Genomic DNA, 23,436 nt, shown 5'->3' on the forward strand with positions numbered 1-23,436 from the left:
AAGTCAGTAACCATATATACGGTAAGGCAACGCTGACGTGGTTTGAAGAGATTTTCGAAGAGTATTAACTGAAAAGCATGACTAGGAATATTATTGAATATGGTTAGCTAAATCTTCCTGAGCTTTTTTATTTGACTCAGCTTTTTCTTTCAGCCATTTTTCATAGAGTTCTTGATACTGTTTAGCAGTGACTGGCTCTTTTTGCAATTCAACATATTTGTAGTTGTCCGCATTTCCTTTATGACCGACGAATGAGAATGGACCTGTAAACGGTACAGTCTTACGGAAGATTGGGTTAGCTCCACCACTTTGAACTGGTAGGAAGAGGGCACTATCTGTCAACCAAGCTTGGGCTTCAGCATATTTTTCATAGCGAGCCTGAGTATCTGTGATTTCTGCATCAGCCTGATCCAAGAGTTTCTTGTAGTCAGGAAGGCCAATCTTGTCCTTGACTTCCTTGTCTTTTCCTTCAGACAAGCCCATGTTTTTCAACTGAGAACCTGTCTCTGGATCAAGAATCGCTAGGTAAGTCTTAGGATCTGAGTAATCTCCACCCCATCCTGAGATGTCGATATCGTAGTCTTTTTGTTCTGCTGTATCTGCAAAGTAGGTTGCTTGGTCTTTTTCATCTGGAGAAAGTTGGATAACGTCGATAACTACATTCTCCTTACCAAGAGTTTCTTCCACTGTTTGTTTGAAAGATCCAGCCTGTTGCACATCTAATTTAGCAGTCTGGTCAACTGGCATATCCAAATGAATTGGGAAGGTTACTCCCTGTGCTTGCAGACTTTCTTTAGCCTTGGCAAATTTTTCTTTGGCCTTGTCAGGGTTCAAGAAGGCTTGCTTACCATCGTTTAGATTGATATTTGCCCAATCTTTACCGTAATTGACAATTTTTTCATTGACAATATCACCGAAGTTCTTATCACCAACTTGGACAAAGTTACTTGGTGTAATCGTGTTACGCAAGATACGGTCTGCTCCATCTTCACCATTTGTCTGCGCTGCATAAGCATGACGGTCAAAGGCAAAGTTGATAGCCTGACGGAAATCTTTATTTTGCATAGCTGCGCGTGAATCTGTCTTTTCCTTATCAGACTGTTTCATAGTCTGCTTGTAGCTTTGACGATTCACGTTGAAAAGATAATAGAAAGTAACTGAGTTTTGTGGTGTATAGGTAATCTTGTCCTCATTTCCCTTCTTGAGTTCAGCAAAGACTGAACTTGTTGGGAAGATACGACCATCTGTATAGTTACCATCCAAGAAACCTCTAGCAATGCTGTCTTGGTCAGAACCGTCAAAGAAAGAGAGTTTCACTTTCTCAATTTTGACCTTGTCCTTATCCCAGTAATTAGGGTTTTTGTCAAGTTCAATCAAAGATTTGGATGTGAATGATTTAAATAAGTAAGGACCATTTGACAAGATACTTGATGGTGTCACACTTCCAAAGTCATCTCCCTGAGACTTCAAGAAGGCTTCATTTACAGGACTAAGGATACTTGCTGTTGTTTTAGAGTTCCAATAAGTCTCAGGTTGGTTGAGAGTGTATTGTAGCGTGTAATCATCCACTGCCTTAACACCAACAGTTCCAAAATCAGATGATTTTCCTTCAACATAGTCTGCTAGCCCCTTGATAGAGTCTTGTACCAAGTACAAGTTTTCAGCTTTTTTATCAGCCGCATACTTGAGACCTGTCACAAAGTCATGAGCCGTTACATCTGCATACTCTTCTCCTTCAGAAGTGTACCATTTAGCCCCCTGACGGATTTTATAAGTGTAGGTCAAACCATCTTTTGACACTGTCCATGACTCAGCCATAGATGGGATGAGATTGCCATACTGGTCATTTTCCAACAACCCATCAATCAAGTTGGTTGTGATACTAGATGTTGAGTCTCGAGTAGAGGTAATATAATCCAAGGTATCTGGGTTGCTAACAAAGATATAAGAGTAAGTCTTGTCTGCATTACTTGATTGGGAAGACCCACATGCCGCTAGAGCTAGACCTGCTGTCAAAGCCATAGCTCCAAAAAGCATAACTTTTGATTTCTTCATGATTATTCTCCATTTTTTACTATATGTGAAATATTATACACTATTTGAGCAAAAATATAAAGCCTTTTTAACTTTTTTACAAAAATAAAAATCAGTAGACTCGAGTTCCTACTGATTTTTGTTATGGTTCGTTTGGATTATGCAGCCAAAACTTTGCGTCCTTTACGACGACGAGCTGCCAATACGCGACGACCGTTTTTAGTTGACATACGGTTACGGAATCCGTGTTTGCGCGCACGACGAAGTTTACTTGGTTGATAAGTACGTTTCACGATGAATACCTCCTCATAGATTTTGTATTCGTTTAGCCGGCTATAAAGTGATCAGTTACTAAACATACTTTACTATTCTATCTGATTCTTTCACTTTTGTCAATAGCTCAAGGCAAATGTTTCCAGCTTTTTGGCGCTTTTTCGAATGTAAGCCCTATCTACGATACTGTTTCAAGAAACGAGTCATCTTTTCTTGGATTTGGGCCAGTTCATCAACACGAGGAAGATAAACGATACGGAAGTGGTCTGGTTCCTGCCAGTTAAAGCCTCGACCATGAACCAAGAGAACCTTTTCCTGTTTCAAGAAATTAAGGACAAATTGCTCATCATCATCGATACGGTACATATTGCGATCGATTTTAGGGAAGATATAGAGTCCAGCCTTAGGTTTAACCGCAGACAAACCTGGAATATCTTGAATGGCATTGTAGATGAAATTTCTTTGCTCGTAAATTCGTCCACCAGGAAGAAGCAATTCATCAACTGATTGGTGACCACCCAAGGAAGTTTGTACGACTTGTTGGGCCAAAACGTTAGAGCAAAGGCGCATATTGGATAGCATATTGAGCCCTTCGATATAGCCCTTGACATGAGTCTTAGGTCCAGACAAGACCATCCAACCCACACGGAAACCAGCGATACGGTGGGATTTTGACAGACCATTCATGCTGACACAGAAAACATCTGGTGCCAGGCTCGCCACAGGCGTATGCACATGTCCATCCATGACCATGCGGTCGTAAATTTCATCCGCAAAGATAATCAAATCGTTTTGACGGGCAATCTCAATAATTTCCAGCAAGAGTTCCTTAGGATAAAGGGCTCCAGTTGGGTTGTTTGGATTGATAAGGACGATTGCCTTGGTATTAGAAGTGATTTTTGACTTGATATCGTCAATATCTGGGTACCATTCTGCAGCTTCATCACAGATATAGTGAACGGCATTTCCTCCAGCTAGGCTGACAGCCGCTGTCCAAAGGGGATAGTCTGGCATTGGCACCAAGACCTCGTCTCCATTGTCCAAAAGCCCCTGCATGGACATGACAATCAACTCACTGACACCATTTCCAAGGTAGATATCATCAATATCTACGTTTGGGAATTTCTTCAATTGGCAATACTGCATGATAGCCTTACGGGCTGAGAAAATCCCTTTGGAGTCAGAATATCCTTCACTATCACGCGCATTCATAATCAAGTCATGAATGACCTCGTCTGGCGCTGTAAAGCCAAATTCTGCTGGATTTCCTGTATTCAGACGTAAAATCTTTTCTCCGTTTGCTCGCATCCGCATGGCTTCTTCCAAAACAGGACCACGGATATCATAAGCAACATGCTCTAACTTACTAGACTTGTTATATTCTTTCATCTTGTTTCCTCAATTCATCGAGATAGTAACATTATACCACTAGAAAGGGATTGCGACAAGTTTACTGAAATGTGTTATTAAAATCCTACAGAATAAAAACCTCGCTAAAAGCGAGGCCAAGACAGGGGAGATAGCAGGTATTTTGCGAAAGTCACATCACATACCAAAAGATAAACCTAGAAAAAGCAAGCCTAAAAAGGAGTCATAAAGAAGATTGAACATGAGGAAAAGTCCCCATATCATCAAGTAATCCCAACGCCCACTTCGTTTAGCGACTAGGAATAATACCAAATGGTAGAGTAAATGAAAGACTAAAAAGCCAACAAAACCTGGATAGAGAAGCGGAATTAGCTTCTCTAATTGCCAGATCATGATAACTTCTAGCAAGACTGAAACTAGGATGATTCCATAATAAAGGAAATTTGAATTTTTTGTTTCTTGAAAAGCGTTTTTCATCATTCTCCCTCCCTTCACTTCTTTCCTGCTATCCTTTCTTTTATTTTATCATATATTTATATAGATTTTAATCGCTAACATTCTTTTGAAAAATACTTTTTTTGCTTTACTTCTATAGTGAAAAGGTTTACAATTATAGTAAGAAAATTTCAGGAGGTTTCATTATGGCACAACGTTACCAAAATATCATGGTCGCAATCGATGGTTCTAAAGAAGCAGACTTGGCTTTTGTCAAGGGAGTTCATTCTGCTCTACGAAACGACGCTAAACTCACCATCGCACATGTCATTGACACACGCGCACTCCAAAGCGTATCCACCTTTGATGCTGAAGTTTACGAAGAACTCCAAGTCGACGCTGAAAGTTTGATGAAAGAGTACGAAAAACGTGCTAAAGATGCTGGTGTGGCAGATGTTCATATCGTCATTGAAATGGGAAATCCAAAAACTCTACTGGCACGTACTATTCCCGATGCTGAGGAAGTGGACCTCATCCTCGTTGGCGCAACTGGTCTCAACGCCTTTGAACGCCTCTTGGTCGGTTCTTCATCTGAATACATCCTCCGCCATGCTAAGGTTGATTTGCTGGTTGTGAGAGAACAAGAAAAAACCTTATAATCACAAAGAAAAGGAGCTCAGCGCTCCTTTTTGTTTACTATTTATACTAACGTCAACGTCGCCTTGCCGTATATATGTTACTGACTTCGTCAGTTCTATCTGCAACCTCAAAACACTGTTTTGAGCTGACTTCGTCAGTTTCATCTACAACCTCAAAGCAGTGCTTTGAGCAGCCTGCGGCTAGTTTCCTAGTTTGCTCTTTGATTTTCATTGAGTATTATTTCTCTCTTTATGGCGTTCATAAGCCTTGAGCTGGCGCTGCAGTTCCTTTTTAATAGCAGGTTCTGGAGCATATTTTTCTTCCCAATCATCTGGTTTTAAGATTTTATGGGTCACTGGATCAAAATGAGCCTTGCCATCTGGAAAAATTTTCCCCATATTGGCCTGATGGACGATATCAAAAATACGTTCTGGGTCCACCCCCATCAAAACAAAGCTACCATAGGTAAAATAAAGCGTGTCAATCAGGGCATCCACCTGCCCTACCAAATCTTGCTGGGCAGGTGTCTTCTTGGCTACTTTCTCTGCTGCCTTATCAAGAGCCTGATGAAGTTGCGATAGAGCTTGACCAAAGTCCTCTTCAGAAGGACTGGCAGCTCGAACAAACTCCACCAATTCTTCTATTTTAAAGCCAGCCCTGTGGGTTGCACCTTCTACATCCCAAGCTCGAGGTTCTTCTTGGGTTCGTTCATCCATCATGTGGTGGAAGGTCTTGACCTTATTGAAATGATAGTCACGGCTGACAAAGACTTTTTCTGAAGCCAAAACACCAAAATGTTCCAAGGCCTTGTGGATTCCGTCTTGCTGATTGCTGGTGGTGATGTGTTTGGCAACTTCCTTGACACTGCTACTACCATTTCCCATAGCAACTGACATACCGACACCAGCCAGCATTTCAAGGTCGTTATCCGAATCACCAAAGGCCATCACTTGGTTGAGGTCAAAACCATATTCTTTCCCAACTCGTCGAATGCCTTCCAATTTAGAATTTCCTTGATTGATGACATCCGCTGCAAAAGGATTGCTACGTGTCAATTTCAAGTCTTCAAAATCAGCTGCTGCCTTCTCAGATTCTTCTGGCGTCATCAGCATCAAGACTTGGTAGATAGGCTGATTCATTAGATCAAGCAGGTCTTCTTCCTTTTGGGGAACAACCTTGCTGACCATACGATTAAAGGAATAACTCACTGTCCGAGTTAAAACAGAGGGAACGAAGCGACTGATTCGTTGGGAAAAAGAACCCAGACCAAAGGACATGATTTTAGAACCCAGCATAGCATCCTTGGTCCCTAGGGCAATCTCCTTGCCCTCTTTTTTAGCATACGTAATGAGCTGGCGCAAATGTAACTTGGAAATTGGGCTCGTGAACAAGACTCTGTCTTTAGTAAAGATATACTGGCCATTGTAGGTTACCGCAAAGTCCAGATCCAAATCGTCCATCAATTCCTTAACAAAAAAAGGTCCTCGCCCTGTCGCTACACCGACAAGTACCCCTTGCTCTTTGACGATTTTAATCGCGTCCTTAGTGGATTTCAAAACACTCTTGCGATCGTTGACCAAGGTTCCATCGATATCAAAAAAAACAGCTTTGACTTCCATCCTGTCCCAATCTCCCCTTTTGTGATACAATGATTATACCACATTTCAGAAAGAGTGAGTAAATCATGCCTAAGAAAATCCTTGTTTTACATACGGGTGGGACTATTTCCATGCAGGCCGATGCTTCTGGCGCTGTTGTGACGAGTTCGGATAATCCCATGAACCATGTGTCCAATCCCCTCGAAGGAATCCAGGTCCACGCCCTAGACTTTTTTAACCTGCCAAGCCCTCATATCAAGCCCAAGCATATGCTGGCCCTCTACCAAAAAATCAAAGAGGAAGCAGATAACTACGATGGAGTGGTGATTACACACGGAACCGACACTTTAGAGGAAACAGCTTATTTCCTTGATACCATGGAAGTTCCCCACATGCCCATCGTTCTAACAGGGGCCATGCGCAGCTCCAACGAACTTGGTAGTGATGGTGTTTATAACTATCTGAGTGCTTTGCGGGTAGCTAGCGATGACAGAGCTGCTGATAAAGGAGTTTTGGTTGTTATGAACGATGAAATCCACGCTGCCAAGTATGTTACCAAAACACATACGACCAACGTCAGCACCTTCCAGACTCCAACACACGGGCCACTTGGTCTGATTATGAAACAGGAAGTACTCTACTTTAAAACAGCTGAACCTCGTGTTCGCTTTGATCTTGATCACATACAAGGCTTAGTCCCTATCATCTCTGCTTATGCTGGTATGACAGATGAGCTGATTGATATGCTGGATTTAGATCAATTGGACGGTTTGATTATCCAAGCCTTCGGAGCTGGTAATATTCCCAAAGAAACGGCTCAAAAATTAGAAAGCCTTCTGCAAAAAGGAATCCCAGTCGCCCTGGTTTCACGATGCTTTAACGGTATCGCTGAGCCTGTTTATGCCTACCAAGGTGGGGGCGTGCAGTTGCAAAAATCTGGTGTCTTCTTTGTTAAAGAACTCAACGCCCAAAAAGCCCGCCTAAAGCTCCTCATTGCCCTCAATGCCGGACTAACAGGACAGGCTTTGAAAGACTATATGGAAGGGTAAGTCTCTCCTCTAAAAACAAATCAGGAAATCTCCACGATTCCCTGATTTTTTCTATTTACGTTTTCGTGTTGAGCGACGTTCTGTCAAACCATGAGGTAAGAGAACTTCACGTTCTTCCAACTCTTCCTTGTGCATAATCTTAGTCAGCATACGCATGCTAATAGCACCAAGGTCATAAAGAGGTTGGGCAATAGTTGTCAAGTTTGGACGGGTAAAGCGTGAGACTTGCGAATCATCACTAGTAATGATTTCAAATTCTTCTGGTACTGACACACCCTTATCAGCAAGGCCGTTCAAAACACCTGCTGCCAACTCATCACCTGTTACAACTGCTGCAGTTGCATTTGATGAAATCAAGCGTTCTGCCAAGGCATAACCGTCTTCATAAGTGTATTTAGATTCAAATACCAATCCTTCGCTATAAGAAATACCTGCTTTTTTCAAGGCTTCCTTGTAGCCAACCAAACGAACCTTACCATTGATATCATCCACTAGTGGACCGCTTACGAAAGCAATGCGCTCATTTTCTTTAGCAAGGTAGGTTACTGCATCAATCGTTGCTTGTTTGTAGTCAATATTGACACTTGGAAGTTGATGTTCTACGTCCACTGTCCCTGCAAGAACAACCGGTGTCCGAGAACGAGAAAACTCTGAACGAATTTTTTCAGTCAAGTGATACCCCATAAAGATGATACCATCCACTTGCTTAGAAAATAGTGTATTGACAACTGAAACTTCCTTGTCATCGTCCTCATCACTATTAGCAAGGACAATATTGTACTTGTACATTTCAGCGATATCATCAATACCTTTAGCAAGCGTTGAGAAATAGCCATTGGTAATATTTGGGATTACCACACCGACAGTGGTTGTCTTTTTACTTGCAAGACCACGCGCCACAGCATTTGGACGGTAATCCAAACGATCAATCACCTCGAGTACTTTTTTACGGGTATTCTCTTTTACATTCTTATTGCCATTGACTACGCGGCTAACCGTCGCCATTGAAACTCCTGCTTCACGGGCGACATCATAAATCGTTACTGTATCGTCTGTATTCATTCCATTTCCTTTCTATATCATACCTCACGAGACTCCAAAAAAGAGACGGTATGAAAATTTCGTTTTCATGATTCTACTTATTCCATTTTATCACTATTTGTAAACACTTTCAAGCATTTTTTGAAGATTATTTGAAAAAATTTCATAGGAAGCTATGTTTATGAAGAAAAAATCACCTTTTCTTGATTTTTAATCCTATTTGCTGTATGATAAGGGAAAAGAAAGGGGGAAGAAATATGGCTTTTACCAATACCCACATGCGGTCGGCTAGTTTTGGCATTGTTACCAGCTTGCCTGATGACGTTATTGACTCATTTTGGTATATCATCGACCATTTCTTAAAAAATGTCTTTGAATTGGAAGAAGAACTCGAGTTTCAATTGCTCAATAACCAAGGAAAAATTACCTTCCACTTCTCAAGTCAACACCTCCCTACAGCCATTGATTTTGACTTTAACCATCCCTTTGACCCTCTTTATCCCCCGAGAGTACTGGTTTTAGATATGGACGGTAGAGAAACTATCCTCCTCCCAGAAGAAAATGACCTATTTTAATACTCAATGAAAATCAAAGAGCAAACTAGAAAGCTAGCCGCAGGTTGCTCAAAGCCCTGCTTTGAGGTTGTAGATGAAACTGACGAAGTCAGTAACCATATGTACGGTAAGGCGACGCTGACGTGGTTTGAAGAGATTTTCGAAGAGTATAAAAACTCTAGCCTTCAGTTACAAGCGACTGAAAACTAGAGTTTTTTCTATTTTTTCAAAGCATTATACAAGTTGCGGATCGGTTGCTTTAATGTCGGATGGATAAAATGAGGCGCAATTTCCTGTAAGGACTCAAGGACAAAAAGGCGTTCCGCTATGTAAGGATGAGGCAAGATGAGGTCGTCTGTGTAAAGAATCTGATCCTCCACAAAGAGCAAGTCCAAATCAATCAAACGAGGCCCCCAATGTACTTCTCTCACCCGTCCCATCTCTGACTCAATGGCTAACAAGGTCTTTAATAGAACTGGGGCGGGCAACCAGGTTTCTACTTCAACCACTTGATTAGCAAAGCTATCCTGCTCCACACCACCCCAAGGCTCCGTCATCAAGACACTGGACTCTTTGAGAATATGGATACCTCGATTTCGCATGTTCTCAATGGCTTGTTTCAAGTTTGCTTGCTTATCCCCCATATTGCTTCCCAGGGCGATAAAGGCTCGTTGCTTGCGGCGATGGATGGTTACTGAGCAAGTATCTAGCGGCAAATGTACTGGCGCCCAAGGTTTTTTCAGTTCCAGCTTGATTTCTTGGACAAGAGGATAAGTTTCAAAGGTACGTTCTACCAGTTTGTAGGCTACCGTTTCAATCAAGTCCTCAGTTGTTTCCTGAAACCAAGTCGTCCACTGCTGACACAGTTCTCCATAATGGACAGAGGCTGTTAAATCCAAGTCTGTAGCCGCCTTGGTCATATCATAGGATAGGATTGCGGAAATAACAAACTTCTGCCCCAATTCTTTCTCACTAGGAAAAAGACCATGATAGGCAAAAATTTCCAAATCCTTAATCTGCAGTTGATCCATAACTAGTCCTTTCTAGAAAAATCCGCTTGAAGCGGATTCTTTTTATAGCCCCATTAAACGATAAGCCTGATCACGGAGGTCCTTATCTGTTTCAAATAGACCACGAGCTACTGTCGTCAAGGTTGCTGTGCCTGGTTTTCTGACACCACGCATACTCATACACATATGTTCCGCCTCAATGACAACAAAGGCTCCCTTAGCACCTAGATAGTCCATCAAGGCATCGGCCACTTCGATATTCAAACGTTCTTGAATTTGTGGTTTTTTCGAATAAACTTCAACCGTACGGGCAAGTTTAGACAAACCTGCCACACGGCCATCTGGAATATAGGCAATATGCGCTCTCCCATAAAATGGTAGAAAGTGGTGTTCACACATAGTATGGAAAAAAATATCCTTTTCTACCACCATATTATCGTCGATAATCTCAAAGGATTTTGACAAATGTTCCTCCGCTGTTTGACCAAGACCTGAAAAAATCTCTTGGTACATACGGGCCACACGAGCAGGCGTTTCCTGCAAGCCCTCACGGTTAGCGTCCTCTCCGACAGCCTCGATAATCATTTTTACAGCTGCTTCAATCTTTTGTGTATCCATTTTCGTTCTTCCTCTCCATCAGATAGGCCCTCACTTGGCTCAAGAAATACAAGGAACCCGTGACAATCCTAACTGTTTTTTTCTCTTCTTTTTTATCTGTCAATTTCTGCTCTAGAAAATCCTGCCAACTTTGGTAGCTGAGATTTCTAGACTTAGCTGCCTCTTCCAGCACGCTTTCATCAGTCGCCCGACTATCGTCAAAATGTGTCATGGTAAGCTCGGTATCTGGCATGGCCCCCAGCAAGTCCAACATATCCTCTAAGGCTTTGGTTTTGATGCAAGTAAAGAGGATTTCCTTACGATAATCCGCAAAGCGTTCTTGCAAGGTTGCTATTAAAGCCTTGATAGCATGGGGATTGTGGGCTCCATCCAAAATCATCAAGGGATCTCTTGACACGATTTCCAAACGCCCTGACCAACTTGTTTCTTCCAAGGCTTGAGCAAGCAAGTGATTGCTTACTAGCTCTCGACCATCTTCTTGACAAAAAGTATCAAGTAAAGCTATGGCCATCCCAGCATTCTCTATCTGGTGCAAACCAAGCAGGCCAGTCTGGAAGCGACCTTGTCTGACAACACTTGTATAGTCAAAGACTTCGCCTGTAGCCACACTCTTTTGATGGCTGATCTGATAATCTGTCCCGTAGGCAAATCTCGGTGCATCTTTCCCTTCCGCAATTCGGTCAATCACAGCCAAAGCTTCTTGAGCGATACGACCTGTCACCAAGGGAATACCTTGTTTGATAATACCAGCTTTCTGCTCTGCTATGGCTTCCAAGGTGTCACCTAAAAGGGCTACATGGTCCAATCCAATAGTCGTAATTCCTGTCAAAATGGGCTGACAGACATTGGTACTATCTAAAAGTCCACCCATGCCGACTTCCATGATAGCCACATCTACTTGCTCTGAAGCAAAGTAGTCATAGGCTATGGCTGTGATAATCTCAAATTCGGTTGTGCCCTGTAAATTAGCGGCCACTTCTCCTTCCAGCAAAGACTGATAGTCTGCCATGAGGACTTCTAGCCTAGCCACTGGAATGGATTCCCCATTGATGCTAATCTGGTCTGTGTAATGAATGAGATAGGGCGAGCTGAAAACTCCAACTCTCAGCCCTAGTTTTTCTAGCATATTCTTCAAAAAAGTAATGGTAGACCCCTTGCCATTGGTCCCTCCGATATGGATGACCTTGAGTTTGAGATGGGGATTGCCACGCAAAGCTAATAGTTCCACCATGCGTTCCAAGCCAAAATGCGGTTGGTCCGTCCGGTAGTTAGCAATCCACTGATTATTTTCAAATTCTTTCATCTTATTTATATTGTTTTAAATCTAGATTTTCCGCTTCATCAGCCAGACGAATGGCGGAGGCAATTTCAACTGCCATCCTGTGACTAGCTACATCATGCACGCGCACCACTTCTACACCCTGTCTCGCAGCAATACTGGTTACATGAGCCGAAGCCGTATCTCGATTGCGGAAACCACGTTCTGTCTCAGGATTGACTTCAAAACCATTTTCTTCAAGAATATTGATGACAAACCGCTTGCGCGACACTCCAAGAAAGATTGGATAGCCCTTCTGATGTAGTTTATCTAAGTCCCGTAAAAGGAGCAGATTTTCTTTCTTGGTCAGACCAAAGCCAATTCCTGGATCCAACAGAATATTTTCTTGTGCAATCCCAGCTTCCTCTGCTCTCGCTAGGGCTCGTTCAAAGAAAGCCTCCATCAACTCTTCGATTGGCGACGTTTCAAAGTCAGCTAACTCTTCCTCTGTAAAAGCTTGTCCAAATCCAAAATGAGGGAAGATGAGCGAGCTAGGATGCTGAGGTCGAGCCATGACTGGATTAAACATAATGATTACTTTCGCTCCAGCCTTAGCAACCACATGGGCCATTTTTTCATCACCCATGAGACCAGTGATATCATTGACTAGATTGGCACCAGCAGCCAAAGCAGCCTCTGCCACCTGACTTTTCCAAGTATCAATAGAGATGAGGACATCACTTTCCTTGCGAATCGCTTTAATCACTGGAACAACACGCTGGATTTCCTCTTCTATCTCAACATAGCTGCTTCCCGGCCGAGTCGATTCTCCGCCGATATCTAGCATACTAGCCCCTTCTGCTATCAATTTACGAGCCTGCTGGAGTGCTTGCTCAAGAGCAAAAAATTGACCACCGTCCGAAAAGGAGTCTGGGGTTACATTGATAATTCCGCAAATAGCTGTCTTTGCATGATTGGCTTTACTTGACATATCGGTCACTCCCTCAAGGCTTTTCACCATATTATTTCTCTATTTTACCATAAAAAGAAAAAGATGGACACGATTGCATTCATCTTTTTCCCAGTAGAAACAAGTAAGCAATTGTCAAAAATCTTAAACAGAGATCCCTAATGTCCGACTCAAAATCACCACGAGAGCCAACAAACAGAAAGCAACCCCATTCACAATCATGTGAAGTAAGATAGACATTTCCAAACGTTGGGTCTTGTAAGCCGTCCAAGATAGAACGATCGACATACCTCCATAAATCAATAAAGAAGGTAAATTACTTGGTTGATGCAATAAAGCAAACACAATCGTACCGACTACAAATCCCAAATTCTCCTTGCCTCGGAAAATCTTTTTAGGAACAATCCCACGGCACAAGATTTCCTCACAAATTGGAGCAAGCAAGGCCAACAAGAAGAAACTGGAAATCAGAGAACTATTCTGAACCATATCGTTAATCTGAGACTGATTCCCTGTTGTCGTCTCATTTGATAGTTGCAATAAAATGGAACCAAGTATATTTGAACAGATAATGACTAAATAACTTAATCCCAAACGTGCCAAATCCTTAGCTCTAAAAAAAGAAAAATTAAAACTTGCTAACTGCGTTTTACGAGCTCCAATAATAAACAGCACCAGAATCACAATCGAAATACCAGCAACTATCAGTCCTGACTGTAACAGTGGTACTGCATTTAAAGTTAAAATAGCAGTAACCCCTATAGGAATCTGATATAAAATTGTCGCCAGAAAAAAGATTAACAGCCAGCCTGCACGATTCAATAATTCTTTCCACATATTTTTCTCTTTCATCACCTATCTCCTTTGTATTCAAAAAGGGGGAAAATCCCCCTGGGTTATCCTATTATAAGGCCATGCTGATATAGTTAAGGATAAACAAGGCATCCAAAATCCAAATCATGACATGAACATCTTTAGCTTGACCTTTGACAAGCTTAGTCAAAGTGTAAGTCAAGAAACCAACTGCAATCCCTTGAGTGATAGAGTAGCTGAATCCCATAAAGATAGATGTGAAGAAAGCAGGAACCGCTTCAGACATATCGTCCCAATGGATATTTTTCAAGCTAGCCAACATCATAATCCCAACGATAATCAAGATTGGAGCTGTAGCGGCTGTTGGTACGATCGCTAGAAGTGGACTAAAGAAGCTTGAGATCGCAAAACAGATAGCTACAACCAAGGCTGTCAAACCAGTACGTCCACCTGCACCAATACCAGCAGCAGACTCAACATAAGTCGTTACGTTTGAAGTACCTGCAATGGCACCAATTGAAGTACCAATCAAGTCAGAGTAAAGAGCCTTGTCCAACTTAGCTGATTGGTGATTTTCACCATTTGTCGCTACGATACCAACTTTTTCACCTGTACCGATCAAGGTACCAATCGTGTCAAAAATATCTGTCAATGAGAAGGCAAGAATGGCCATCAAAGTTTCAGGCAAGCGAGCTGTATCTGAAATCAAAGCTCCCAAACCTTCTGAACCAAGAGCTGCACCAAAGACTGTCTTCAAATCTTCAAAGGCTGCACCAACATGGTTATTAGCAAAATCGATGCTAGACAAATCTACCAAACCAACTGCGATAGCAAGAACAGTTGTTGTCAAGATAGAAAGGATAATTCCCCCTTTAATCCCTTTAATGACAAAGAAGATAGTAATGGCAAGTCCTGCAAGAGCCACCAAAACAGCCGGATTATTAAAGCTGACCAAGCCTGGAACTGCTGAAGCATTTGCTGTAATCGCTGCTTGAGCTTTATCAGCCCCTTCTCCTGCAACCGTGTAATTTCCTGGATCGATAGAGAATTTCAAAAGTCCAGCATTCTTAATCCCCACGTAGGCAAGAAAGACACCGATACCAGCTGAAATAGCTGAACGAAGGGCGTTTGGAATCGATTCAATGATCATTTTACGAACATTTGTCAAGGTAATAATCAATGAGATAATTCCACAGATGAAGACCATAGCCAAGGCTTCTTGCCATGAATAACCAAGCCCGAATACAACTGTAAAGGTAAAGAAAGCATTGAGTCCCATACCTGGCGCTTGAGCATATGGCAAGTTGGCGTAGAAGGCCATCATCAGGGTACCAGCAACTGCACCGATAATCGTTGCGAGGAATACACCCTGAGCAGGCATTCCTGTTTGCGAAAGAATTTGTGGATTTACAAAGAGAATATAGCTCATTGCAAAGAAAGTTGTTAAACCAGCGAGAACCTCTGTACGAACGTCTGTACCGTTCTCTTTTAGTTTAAATAATTTGTCCATTATTAATCTCCTTTTAATTTTTACGAACAATAATAGAATTATACCATTTATCATTCACTTTTTCAATATCTTTGTTTGATTTATTTAAGAAATTGATAGAATTTCATTTTTTGTTTGGAATCTGCTTTTCTGCCTGCTTTTTGTTATAATAGTAGACATCTTATCTGAAAAGACACTAGAAAGGTCCCTATGACGAAAAAAATTATTGCAGTTGACCTTGATGGAACCCTGCTCAACTCGGACAGTCAGATTTCTGACTTTACCAAAGAAACTATTAAAAAAGTTGCTGAAAAAGGCCATCAGGTTATTATTACGACAGGGCGCCCTTACCGCATGTCAAAAGATTTTTACCGTGAACTAGGCTTAGACACTCCTATGATTAATTTCAACGGCTCCCTCACTCATTTACCAGACCAAGTTTGGAACTTTGAAAAGTGTTTGACGGTAGACAAAAAATATCTGCTAGACATGGTTCGACGTTCAGAGGACATTCAAGCCGATTTTATCGCTGGAGAATACCGTAAAAAATTCTACATTACAAATCCTAATGAAGAAATTGCCAATCCAAAACTATTTGGTGTAGAAGCTTTCCAGCCTGAAGATCAATTTCAGCCTGAATTGGTGACCAAGGATCCTAACTGCATTCTGTTGCAGACTAGAGCCAGTGACAAATATGCCTTGGCAAAAGAAATGAACACCTTCTACCAGCATCAACTTTCTATTAATACCTGGGGAGGTCCGCTCAATATCCTTGAATGTACCCCAAAAGGTGTCAACAAGGCCTTTGCTTTGGACTACTTGCTCAAGGTAATGAACCGTGACAAAAAAGATTTAATTGCTTTTGGAGATGAGCACAATGATACCGAAATGCTCGCTTTTGCTGGGAAAGGTTATGCCATGAAAAATGCCAATCCTGAGCTACTCCCCTATGCAGATGAGCAAATTTCTCTGACCAATGACCAAGACGGTGTTGCCAAAACCCTGCAAGACTTATTCTTATAGTCCATACTGATACTCAATGAAAATCAAAGAGCAAACTAGGAAGCTAGCCGCGGGCAGTACTTGAGTACGGCAAGGCGAAGCTGACGTGGTTTGAATTTGATTTTCGAAGAGTATGACCAGCTTGCGGGCTGGTCTTTGTGTTCTTTTCACAGTCTCATCAACCGGTTAATCGATTGTTCTATTTTTCACCTCCAAAACCTTGGAAAAGGCTTTCTTTTGTGATATACTTCACATATAAATACAAGAGAGCTCGTCATACTCGACTCTGTTGACACAAAATCAATCCAGTCCTGTTTCTCCTGCTCTCAGTTAATATCAAGGAGGATAGCTATGAAAGCTGTTGTTGTAAATCCAGAAAGCACTGGTGTTGCTGTTGAAGAAAAAGTACTCCGTCCACTTGAAACTGGAGAAGCACTTGTAGAAATTGAATACTGTGGTGTTTGCCACACTGACCTCCACGTTGCCCATGGTGACTTTGGTCAAGTACCAGGCCGCGTCCTAGGACACGAAGGTGTTGGTATCGTTAAAGAAATTGCCCCAGATGTAAAAAGCCTTAAAGTCGGCGACCGCGTCAGCGTTGCTTGGTTCTTTGAAGGATGTGGCACTTGCGAATACTGTACAACTGGTCGCGAAACCCTTTGCCGTACAGTGAAAAATGCCGGCTACTCAGTAGATGGTGGTATGGCTGAACAATGTATCGTAACTGCAGACTATGCTGTTAAAGTTCCTGACGGACTTGATCCAGCCCAAGCCTCTTCTATCACATGTGCTGGTGTAACAACCTATAAAGCTATTAAAGAGGCCAAAGTTGAACCAGGTCAATGGGTTGTTCTTTACGGCGCTGGTGGTCTTGGTAACCTAGCTGTTCAATATGCTAAAAAAGTATTCAATTCTCATGTCATCGCAGTTGATATCAATAACGACAAACTTGCCCTTGCAAAAGAAGTAGGAGCTGACATTGTTATTAACGGCCTCGAAGTTGAAGATGTACCTGGACTCATCAAGGAAAAAACTGATGGCGGAGCTCATTCAGCTGTCGTAACTGCTGTGTCTAAAGTTGCCTTCAACCAGGCTGTTGACTCAGTTCGTGCTGGTGGTCGCGTTGTCGCTGTCGGCCTTCCTTCTGAAATGATGGAACTCAGTATCGTAAAAACCGTTCTAGATGGAATCCAAGTCATCGGTTCTCTTGTAGGAACTCGTAAAGACTTGGAAGAAGCCTTCCAATTCGGTGCAGAAGGTTTAGTAGTTCCAGTTGTTCAAAAACGTCCAGTAGAAGATGCCGTAGCTATTTTTGACGAAATGGAAAAAGGTCAAATCCAAGGACGTATGGTACTCGACTTCACCCACTAATCTAATAAAAACCTATTTTAAAAGTTGGAATGCGCTTCCAACTTTTTTATATTAAATTTTTAAATAGGGATTCAAGATTACCTCTCAAAAACTTAATATATCAATATTTTTAAAGGTAAGCTTTTTAATCATTTTATGATAAATAGTTGATTTTTAGATGAAAACGGTTTATACTTAAAAAGTCTTAAAGTTTTCTTAAAAGAAAACTGAAACAACAAAAAGGAGGAATGACAATAATGAGTATCGGAATCATTATTGCGAGCCACGGCGAATTTGCTGCGGGTATTCATCAGTCAGGATCTATGATCTTTGGTGAACAAGAAAAGGTTCAAGTTGTAACCTTTATGCCAAATGAAGGTCCTGATGATTTATACGCTAAGTTTAATAACGCTGTTGCTGCATTTGACGCAGAAGATGAGGTTCTAGTTTTGGCTGACCTTTGGAGTGGATCTCCATTTAACCAAGCTAGCCGCGTGATGGGAGAAAATCCTGAGCGTAAGTTTGCCATCATCACAGGACTTAACTTACCGATGTTAATCCAAGCCTACACAGAGCGCCTCATGGACGCTGCTGCAGGTGTAGAAAAAGTCGCTGCGAATATTATCAAAGAAGCCAAAGATGGCATCAAAGCTCTTCCAGAAGAGCTAAACCCAGTTGAGGAAGTAGCAAGCGCTGCAGCTGCTCCAGTTGCCCAAGCTGCTATTCCAGAAGGAACTGTCATCGGAGACGGTAAACTCAAAATCAACCTTGCCCGTCTAGACACTCGTTTACTTCACGGTCAAGTTGCAACTGCTTGGACTCCAGATTCAAAAGCAGATCGTATCATCGTTGCTTCAGATAACGTAGCTAAAGACGAATTACGTAAAGAATTGATTAAACAAGCAGCTCCAGGTAAAGTGAAAGCAAACGTTGTTCCTATCCAAAAACTAATCGACGTTGCAAAAGATCCTCGCTTCGGAGGAACACATGCCCTTATCTTGTTTGAAACACCTCAAGATGCCCTTCGTGCTATCGAAGGTGGCGTGCCAATCAAAACTCTTAATGTTGGATCAATGGCTCACTCAACTGGTAAAACAATGGTTAACAACGTTTTGTCTATGGATAAAGAAGACGTTGCTACATTTGAAAAAATGCGTGACCTTGGTGTTGAATTTGATGTACGTAAAGTACCAAACGACACGAAAAAAGATTTGTTTGACTTGATCAACAAAGCAAACGTGCAATAATCGATTTTATGAAAGGATTTTAAAGATGTCTATTATTTCTATGGTTTTAGTAGTCGTTGTAGCCTTCCTAGCAGGTCTTGAAGGTATCCTCGACCAGTTCCAATTCCATCAACCAATCGTAGCTTGTACCCTTATCGGTCTTGTTACTGGTAACCTTGAAGCAGGGATTATCCTTGGTGGTTCTCTTCAAATGATCGCCCTTGGTTGGGCTAACATCGGAGCTGCCGTAGCTCCTGACGCTGCTCTTGCTTCTGTTGCTGCTGCCATTATCATGGTTCTTGGTGGCGACTTTACTAAGACAGGTATCGGTGTTGCCCAAGCGGTTGCTATCCCTCTTGCAGTTGCTGGTCTATTCTTGACTATGATTGTCCGTACACTCTCTGTCGGATTGGTTCACACTGCTGATGCTTCTGCTAAAAAAGGTGACTTCAAAGCAGTTGAACGTGCTCACTTTGTCGCACTTCTTCTTCAAGGTCTTCGTATTGCAGTCCCTGCAGCACTCCTTCTAATGGTACCAACTGAAACTGTACAAAGCATTCTAAATACTATGCCTGATTGGCTTAAAGATGGTATGGCTATCGGTGGTGGTATGGTCGTTGCCGTTGGTTACGCTATGGTTATCAACATGATGGCAACTCGTGAAGTATGGCCATTCTTCGCTATCGGTTTCGTGCTTGCTGCCGTGTCAGATATTACTCTAATCGGATTTGGTGCTATCGGTGTTGCTATCGCTCTTATCTACCTTCACCTTTCTAAAACTGGTGGAAATGGTGGCGGAGGAGCCGCAACTTCTAACGACCCAATCGGCGATATCCTAGAAGACTACTAAGATAAGAAAGGACTGAAAACATCATGACTGAAAAACTTCAATTAACTAAATCAGATCGTAAAAAAGTTTGGTGGCGTTCAACTTTCTTACAAGGTTCTTGGAACTATGAACGTATGCAAAACTTGGGTTGGGCTTACTCATTAATTCCAGCTCTTAAAAAACTCTACACTAAAAAAGAAGATCAAGTCGCTGCTCTTGAGCGCCATCTTGAGTTCTTCAACACTCACCCATACGTAGCTGCTCCAATCATGGGGGTTACTCTTGCACTTGAAGAAGAACGTGCTAACGGTGTTGAAATCGACGACGCTGCTATCCAAGGGGTTAAAATCGGTATGATGGGACCTCTTGCTGGTATCGGTGACCCAGTATTCTGGTTTACAGTACGCCCAATCCTTGGATCACTCGGTGCTTCACTTGCCCTTACTGGTAATATCTTAGGTCCAATCCTCTTCTTCGTTCTTTGGAACTTGATTCGTATGTCATTCTTGTGGTATACACAAGAGATTGGATACAAGGCTGGATCAGAAATCACTAAAGATATGTCTGGCGGTATCCTTCAAGACATCACTAAAGGAGCTTCTATCCTTGGTATGTTCATTCTTGCTGTCCTAGTTCAACGTTGGGTAAATATTAAATTTGCTTTCGATGTTGCCAAAGTTCAACTAGATGAAAAAGCTTATATCCATTGGGATAAATTGCCAGAAGGATCTAAAGGTATCCAAGAAGCATTCGCACAAGTAGGACAAGGATTGTCTCAAACACCTGAAAAAGTTACTACTTTCCAACAAAACTTGGATATGTTGATTCCTGGACTATCAGGACTACTCCTTACTTTCCTTTGCATGTACTTGCTTAAGAAAAAAGTATCTCCAATCACTATTATCCTTGCACTCTTCGCAGTGGGTATTGTGGCACATGTTCTTCACATCATGTAATCAAACAACTTAAAAGGAACCAGGTTCTAAAATCTGATTCCTTTTTTCTATGCTTTTATACTCAATGAAAATCAAAGAGCAAACTAGGAAGCGACCCGCAGGTTGCTCAAAGCACTGCTTTGAGGTTGTAAATAAGACTGACGAAGTCAGCTCAAAACACTGTTTTGAGGTTGCAGATAGAACTGACGAAGTCAGTAACATATACATACGGCAAGGCGAAGCTGACGTGGTTTGAAGAGATTTTCGAAGAGTATTATTCTGCCAAGGCTCCCATTGGATCCCAAGGTGCGAGTACAATTGGTTCTGCTTCATAGGCAGCTTGTTCTTCTGCTGTCAGCAATTCTTTGCGAACAACGATCTGATAAGTGTATTCGTCCATCCAAGCATCTGAAGCAACAAAGTAACCATCTGTACCAACCTTGTCTCCCCATGAGTTTTCAACCTTCCACTTGGTTGACTTGCCATTTTCATCCAAATCCACACCTGTCAAGACCATGGCGTGGGTCATCAAGCTCTCACTGTAATCCAAACGTCCAGCCTTGTCTTGAGTGAGTTTAATGTCCATGCTTGATTCAAAGTCATAAACATCTGTCGCAAGGATCCCAGCTTTGCGGTTGCTGAGCTGGCCGACATCAGAACCGAACCAAACAGTCTCACCTGCTTGCATTTGGGCAATCGCTAATTCTTTCAAGCGTTCCATCGGTACATTGATGTAACGAACCGCACGGCTACCAACCACATTCCCCAACATCTCAACTGTGTAAGATTTGCCGTAAGGCTTGTCAGCAGTTGGGGCATTGATAACAGAAACATAGTCCTCTAGAGGAAGATTGACATATTTCTTGTAAAACTCTTGTGGTGTGATGCCCTTTTCGCTTTGGTAGTTGTTATCCTTATCGCGATAAGCAAAGTCAAATTTACGTGGTGGAAGGCCTAGGGACATAGCAAGAAAATTAAAGATTTCTTGCAAGAGGTCTTCTTTCTTAGCTTGAACAGTCGCTTGGTCTGCACCAGAAGCGAGCAAGTCACGCAAGATTTGAGCATCTTGACGAAGCAATTTGTTGAGAATGGCATTTAGCTCACGACTACTGCTAGATGAAACAGATTCAGGGTAAACCGACTTAGGAACGACACCGTATTTCTCAAAGAGAGACACCACCATATCCCACTGACCTCCGTCTTGTTGTGGTGTTTGGAGTAGGAATTTAACCTTACGGCTGGTCAAGTCTTGGTCTGCAGTCGCAATGACTTGCTCCAAGAACCAGTTTGATTTCTCATACTTGTCCCAGAAGAAAGTGTGGGCCTGTGACAACTCAAAGTTTTCCAATTTGTATTGTGAAATGAGTTTGTGGCGGAAGGTGTTGAGAGCTGCAAACATCCAGCAACGACCAGACGCTTTCTGGTTGGTTACCTTGTCCTTGGTCAAATCCAATGAGAAAACAGGTGTATTATCTATATGGCTTTGGCGACGTTCTAGAGCTGCAAAAATTCCGTTGTGGCTGGCAGCATTTTCAATCGCTTGGTATTTTACATTTGCTTCATAATTGGCAAATAGTTTATCAGTAAATGATTCTTGAATCGCGTTCATAGATTCCTCCTTTTATTCTACAGTCTATTATAACTCTTTTCACAAAGGAAGCAACTGAAAAACATAAAAGGCAAGGACATTCTCCCTCGCCTTTTTCGAATATAAATCCAATTAAGCAATACTTGCAAGGAGAACCTCTAATTCTTCCTTGGTCAAGCGACGCCATTCTCCTCGCTGCAAGTTCTCATCCAATACTAGAGTTCCCATAGTCAAACGTTGCAAGTCTACTACTTCCTTACCACAGTAGGCCACCATACGCTTGACCTGATGAAACTTCCCTTCTGCAATGGTCACACGGATTTGACTTTGATTCTTTTCTTTATCTATGGACACAAGCTCCAGTTTAGCAGGCTGACAAGTAAAGTCTTTGAGAGAAATACCCTCGGCAAATGTCTCCACATCTTCTTGGGTCATAATTCCTTTGACCTGAGACAGATATGTCTTGTCAACATGACGCTTAGGTGAAAGAAGAGCATGGGCAAGCTTGCCGTCATTAGTCAAGAGCAAAAGACCATGCGTGTCAATATCCAAGCGTCCTACTGGGAAAACTTCCTTGCTCCGAGCAATATCATCCAGCAAGTCCAGAACCGTTCTGTGCTTAGGATCCTCAGTCGCTGAGATAACTCCTTTGGGCTTGTTCATCATGTAGTAGACAAACTCTTCATACTCCAACACTTGCCCGTCAAAGCGAATCTCATCTCTTTCTTCATCAATCTGCAGTTTCGCTGACTTTTCTTTTTTACCATTTACCATCACGCGCCCAGACTTGAGCAAGTTTTTGACCTCAGTCCGACTCCCCACAGCGCAGGCAACTAAAAATTTATCTAATCTCATAGAACTATTATATCATACTCAAAAGGAGGCTGGTACAATGACCAACCTCCTTTTCGTTTCATACTCTTCAAAAATCTCTTCAAACCGCGTCAACGTCGCCTTGCCGTATATATGTTACTGACTTCGTCAGTTCTATCTGCAACCTCAAAACACTGTTTTGAGCTGACTTCGTCAGTTCTATCTACAACCTCAAAGCAGTGCTTTGAGCAACCTGCGGCTAGTTTCCTAGTTTGCTCTTTGATTTTCATTGAGTATCAGATTTAAGAAATTAACTTCCTCGTCTCCAGAAAATCGCTAAGACAATCATGGAACCTAGTACTGCCGGAATAATGGCAGTTCCTGCTATTATCGGTCCCCAAGTCCCAAAAAGCAAATGGCCTATAAAGGCACCAATCCATCCGAGAAACATTTTTCCAAAACATCCCATGCGTTCTCCACGATTGGTCAGAGTACCTGCTAAAAATCCAACTAGGAGACCAACGAACATACTTCCTAACATATT

General features: G+C 42.1%; 23 protein-coding genes. 8 read left to right on the forward strand and 15 right to left on the reverse strand.

Annotated elements, in window-relative coordinates:
• Positions 1 to 90: 90 nt before the first annotated feature.
• The 4 genes from JQ843_RS04610 to JQ843_RS04625 form a co-directional block, all read right to left on the reverse strand.
• On the reverse strand, positions 91 to 2,055 hold the full coding sequence (locus JQ843_RS04610) for a peptide ABC transporter substrate-binding protein (RefSeq protein ID WP_203213005.1): 1,965 nt from the start codon (positions 2,053 to 2,055) through the stop codon (positions 91 to 93).
• 137 nt (positions 2,056 to 2,192) lie between these two features.
• Positions 2,193 to 2,327 carry a 50S ribosomal protein L34 gene (gene rpmH / locus JQ843_RS04615; RefSeq protein ID WP_000831905.1) on the reverse strand — a complete coding sequence of 45 codons (135 nt, stop codon included), beginning with the start codon at positions 2,325 to 2,327 and terminating at the stop codon, positions 2,193 to 2,195.
• Between the two features lie 154 nt (positions 2,328 to 2,481).
• Complete coding sequence (locus JQ843_RS04620) at positions 2,482 to 3,696, reverse strand: pyridoxal phosphate-dependent aminotransferase (protein WP_000666457.1); 1,215 nt, start codon at positions 3,694 to 3,696, stop codon at positions 2,482 to 2,484.
• A 156-nt stretch (positions 3,697 to 3,852) separates the two neighbouring features.
• On the reverse strand, positions 3,853 to 4,155 hold the full coding sequence (locus JQ843_RS04625) for a hypothetical protein (RefSeq protein WP_000977176.1): 303 nt from the start codon (positions 4,153 to 4,155) through the stop codon (positions 3,853 to 3,855).
• A 161-nt stretch (positions 4,156 to 4,316) separates the two neighbouring features.
• Here JQ843_RS04625 and JQ843_RS04630 point away from each other — a divergent pair, with 161 nt between their 5' ends.
• The gene (locus JQ843_RS04630) at positions 4,317 to 4,769 is read left to right on the forward strand and encodes a universal stress protein (protein ID WP_000079148.1); all 453 of its coding nucleotides are present in this window, start codon (positions 4,317 to 4,319) and stop codon (positions 4,767 to 4,769) included.
• Positions 4,770 to 4,976: 207 nt separating this feature from the next.
• Here the strand turns inward: JQ843_RS04630 and JQ843_RS04635 are convergent, their stop codons facing one another.
• Positions 4,977 to 6,368, reverse strand: coding sequence for a Cof-type HAD-IIB family hydrolase (locus JQ843_RS04635; protein WP_203213006.1), 1,392 nt, complete (start codon positions 6,366 to 6,368; stop codon positions 4,977 to 4,979).
• A 65-nt stretch (positions 6,369 to 6,433) separates the two neighbouring features.
• Between JQ843_RS04635 and JQ843_RS04640 the strand changes: the two genes are divergently transcribed.
• On the forward strand, positions 6,434 to 7,396 hold the full coding sequence (locus JQ843_RS04640; RefSeq protein WP_203213007.1) for an asparaginase: 963 nt from the start codon (positions 6,434 to 6,436) through the stop codon (positions 7,394 to 7,396).
• Between the two features lie 51 nt (positions 7,397 to 7,447).
• On the opposite strand, the gene ccpA is transcribed toward JQ843_RS04640, so the two are convergent.
• A complete protein-coding gene (gene ccpA / locus JQ843_RS04645) occupies positions 7,448 to 8,458 on the reverse strand; it encodes a catabolite control protein A (RefSeq protein WP_001090628.1) in 1,011 nt (336 codons plus the stop codon).
• Between the two features lie 236 nt (positions 8,459 to 8,694).
• Here ccpA and JQ843_RS04650 point away from each other — a divergent pair, with 236 nt between their 5' ends.
• Complete coding sequence (locus tag JQ843_RS04650; RefSeq protein WP_000886035.1) at positions 8,695 to 9,012, forward strand: DUF960 domain-containing protein; 318 nt, start codon at positions 8,695 to 8,697, stop codon at positions 9,010 to 9,012.
• Between the two features lie 197 nt (positions 9,013 to 9,209).
• Here JQ843_RS04650 and folK read toward each other — a convergent pair whose 3' ends face one another.
• From folK to JQ843_RS04680, 6 genes are all read right to left on the reverse strand, one after another.
• Positions 9,210 to 10,022, reverse strand: coding sequence for a 2-amino-4-hydroxy-6-hydroxymethyldihydropteridine diphosphokinase (gene folK, locus JQ843_RS04655; RefSeq protein WP_203213008.1), 813 nt, complete (start codon positions 10,020 to 10,022; stop codon positions 9,210 to 9,212).
• Between the two features lie 42 nt (positions 10,023 to 10,064).
• A complete protein-coding gene (folE, locus tag JQ843_RS04660; RefSeq protein ID WP_000380916.1) occupies positions 10,065 to 10,619 on the reverse strand; it encodes a GTP cyclohydrolase I FolE in 555 nt (184 codons plus the stop codon).
• Entirely contained in the window at positions 10,600 to 11,922 is a 1,323-nt protein-coding gene (locus tag JQ843_RS04665) for a bifunctional folylpolyglutamate synthase/dihydrofolate synthase (RefSeq protein ID WP_203213009.1), read from the reverse strand. Before JQ843_RS04665 ends, folE begins: the two co-directional genes overlap by 20 nt.
• A gap of 1 nt (position 11,923) precedes the next feature.
• On the reverse strand, positions 11,924 to 12,898 hold the full coding sequence (folP, locus tag JQ843_RS04670; protein WP_203213010.1) for a dihydropteroate synthase: 975 nt from the start codon (positions 12,896 to 12,898) through the stop codon (positions 11,924 to 11,926).
• Positions 12,899 to 12,991: 93 nt separating this feature from the next.
• Positions 12,992 to 13,699 (reverse strand): CPBP family intramembrane glutamic endopeptidase, encoded by a 708-nt coding sequence (locus JQ843_RS04675; RefSeq protein ID WP_203213011.1) that lies wholly within the window; start codon positions 13,697 to 13,699, stop codon positions 12,992 to 12,994.
• Between the two features lie 52 nt (positions 13,700 to 13,751).
• Positions 13,752 to 15,170: an NCS2 family permease gene (locus JQ843_RS04680; protein WP_000359256.1), complete on the reverse strand. Its 1,419-nt coding sequence runs from the start codon at positions 15,168 to 15,170 to the stop codon at positions 13,752 to 13,754.
• Between the two features lie 189 nt (positions 15,171 to 15,359).
• Here JQ843_RS04680 and JQ843_RS04685 point away from each other — a divergent pair, with 189 nt between their 5' ends.
• The 5 genes from JQ843_RS04685 to JQ843_RS04705 all read left to right on the forward strand — a co-directional run bounded on the left by JQ843_RS04685 (position 15,360) and on the right by JQ843_RS04705 (position 20,512).
• Positions 15,360 to 16,172: a Cof-type HAD-IIB family hydrolase gene (locus tag JQ843_RS04685; RefSeq protein ID WP_203213012.1), complete on the forward strand. Its 813-nt coding sequence runs from the start codon at positions 15,360 to 15,362 to the stop codon at positions 16,170 to 16,172.
• Positions 16,173 to 16,502: 330 nt separating this feature from the next.
• The gene (gene adhP / locus JQ843_RS04690; protein ID WP_203213013.1) at positions 16,503 to 17,522 is read left to right on the forward strand and encodes an alcohol dehydrogenase AdhP; all 1,020 of its coding nucleotides are present in this window, start codon (positions 16,503 to 16,505) and stop codon (positions 17,520 to 17,522) included.
• Positions 17,523 to 17,758: 236 nt separating this feature from the next.
• Complete coding sequence (locus JQ843_RS04695; RefSeq protein WP_004258131.1) at positions 17,759 to 18,748, forward strand: PTS sugar transporter subunit IIB; 990 nt, start codon at positions 17,759 to 17,761, stop codon at positions 18,746 to 18,748.
• Positions 18,749 to 18,773: 25 nt separating this feature from the next.
• Positions 18,774 to 19,577 (forward strand): PTS mannose/fructose/sorbose transporter subunit IIC, encoded by an 804-nt coding sequence (locus JQ843_RS04700; RefSeq protein ID WP_049543673.1) that lies wholly within the window; start codon positions 18,774 to 18,776, stop codon positions 19,575 to 19,577.
• 23 nt (positions 19,578 to 19,600) lie between these two features.
• The gene (locus tag JQ843_RS04705) at positions 19,601 to 20,512 is read left to right on the forward strand and encodes a PTS system mannose/fructose/sorbose family transporter subunit IID (protein ID WP_203213014.1); all 912 of its coding nucleotides are present in this window, start codon (positions 19,601 to 19,603) and stop codon (positions 20,510 to 20,512) included.
• A gap of 253 nt (positions 20,513 to 20,765) precedes the next feature.
• Here the strand turns inward: JQ843_RS04705 and pepC are convergent, their stop codons facing one another.
• From pepC to JQ843_RS04720, 3 genes are all read right to left on the reverse strand, one after another.
• Complete coding sequence (pepC, locus tag JQ843_RS04710; RefSeq protein ID WP_203213015.1) at positions 20,766 to 22,100, reverse strand: aminopeptidase C; 1,335 nt, start codon at positions 22,098 to 22,100, stop codon at positions 20,766 to 20,768.
• A 111-nt stretch (positions 22,101 to 22,211) separates the two neighbouring features.
• Complete coding sequence (locus JQ843_RS04715) at positions 22,212 to 22,934, reverse strand: pseudouridine synthase (protein ID WP_203213016.1); 723 nt, start codon at positions 22,932 to 22,934, stop codon at positions 22,212 to 22,214.
• Between the two features lie 268 nt (positions 22,935 to 23,202).
• On the reverse strand, positions 23,203 to 23,433 hold the full coding sequence (locus tag JQ843_RS04720) for a GlsB/YeaQ/YmgE family stress response membrane protein (protein ID WP_000901572.1): 231 nt from the start codon (positions 23,431 to 23,433) through the stop codon (positions 23,203 to 23,205).
• Positions 23,434 to 23,436: the final 3 nt, after the last annotated feature.

Source organism: Streptococcus mitis (assembly GCF_905187495.1).
Taxonomy (GTDB): Bacteria; Bacillota; Bacilli; order Lactobacillales; family Streptococcaceae; genus Streptococcus; species Streptococcus mitis_CU.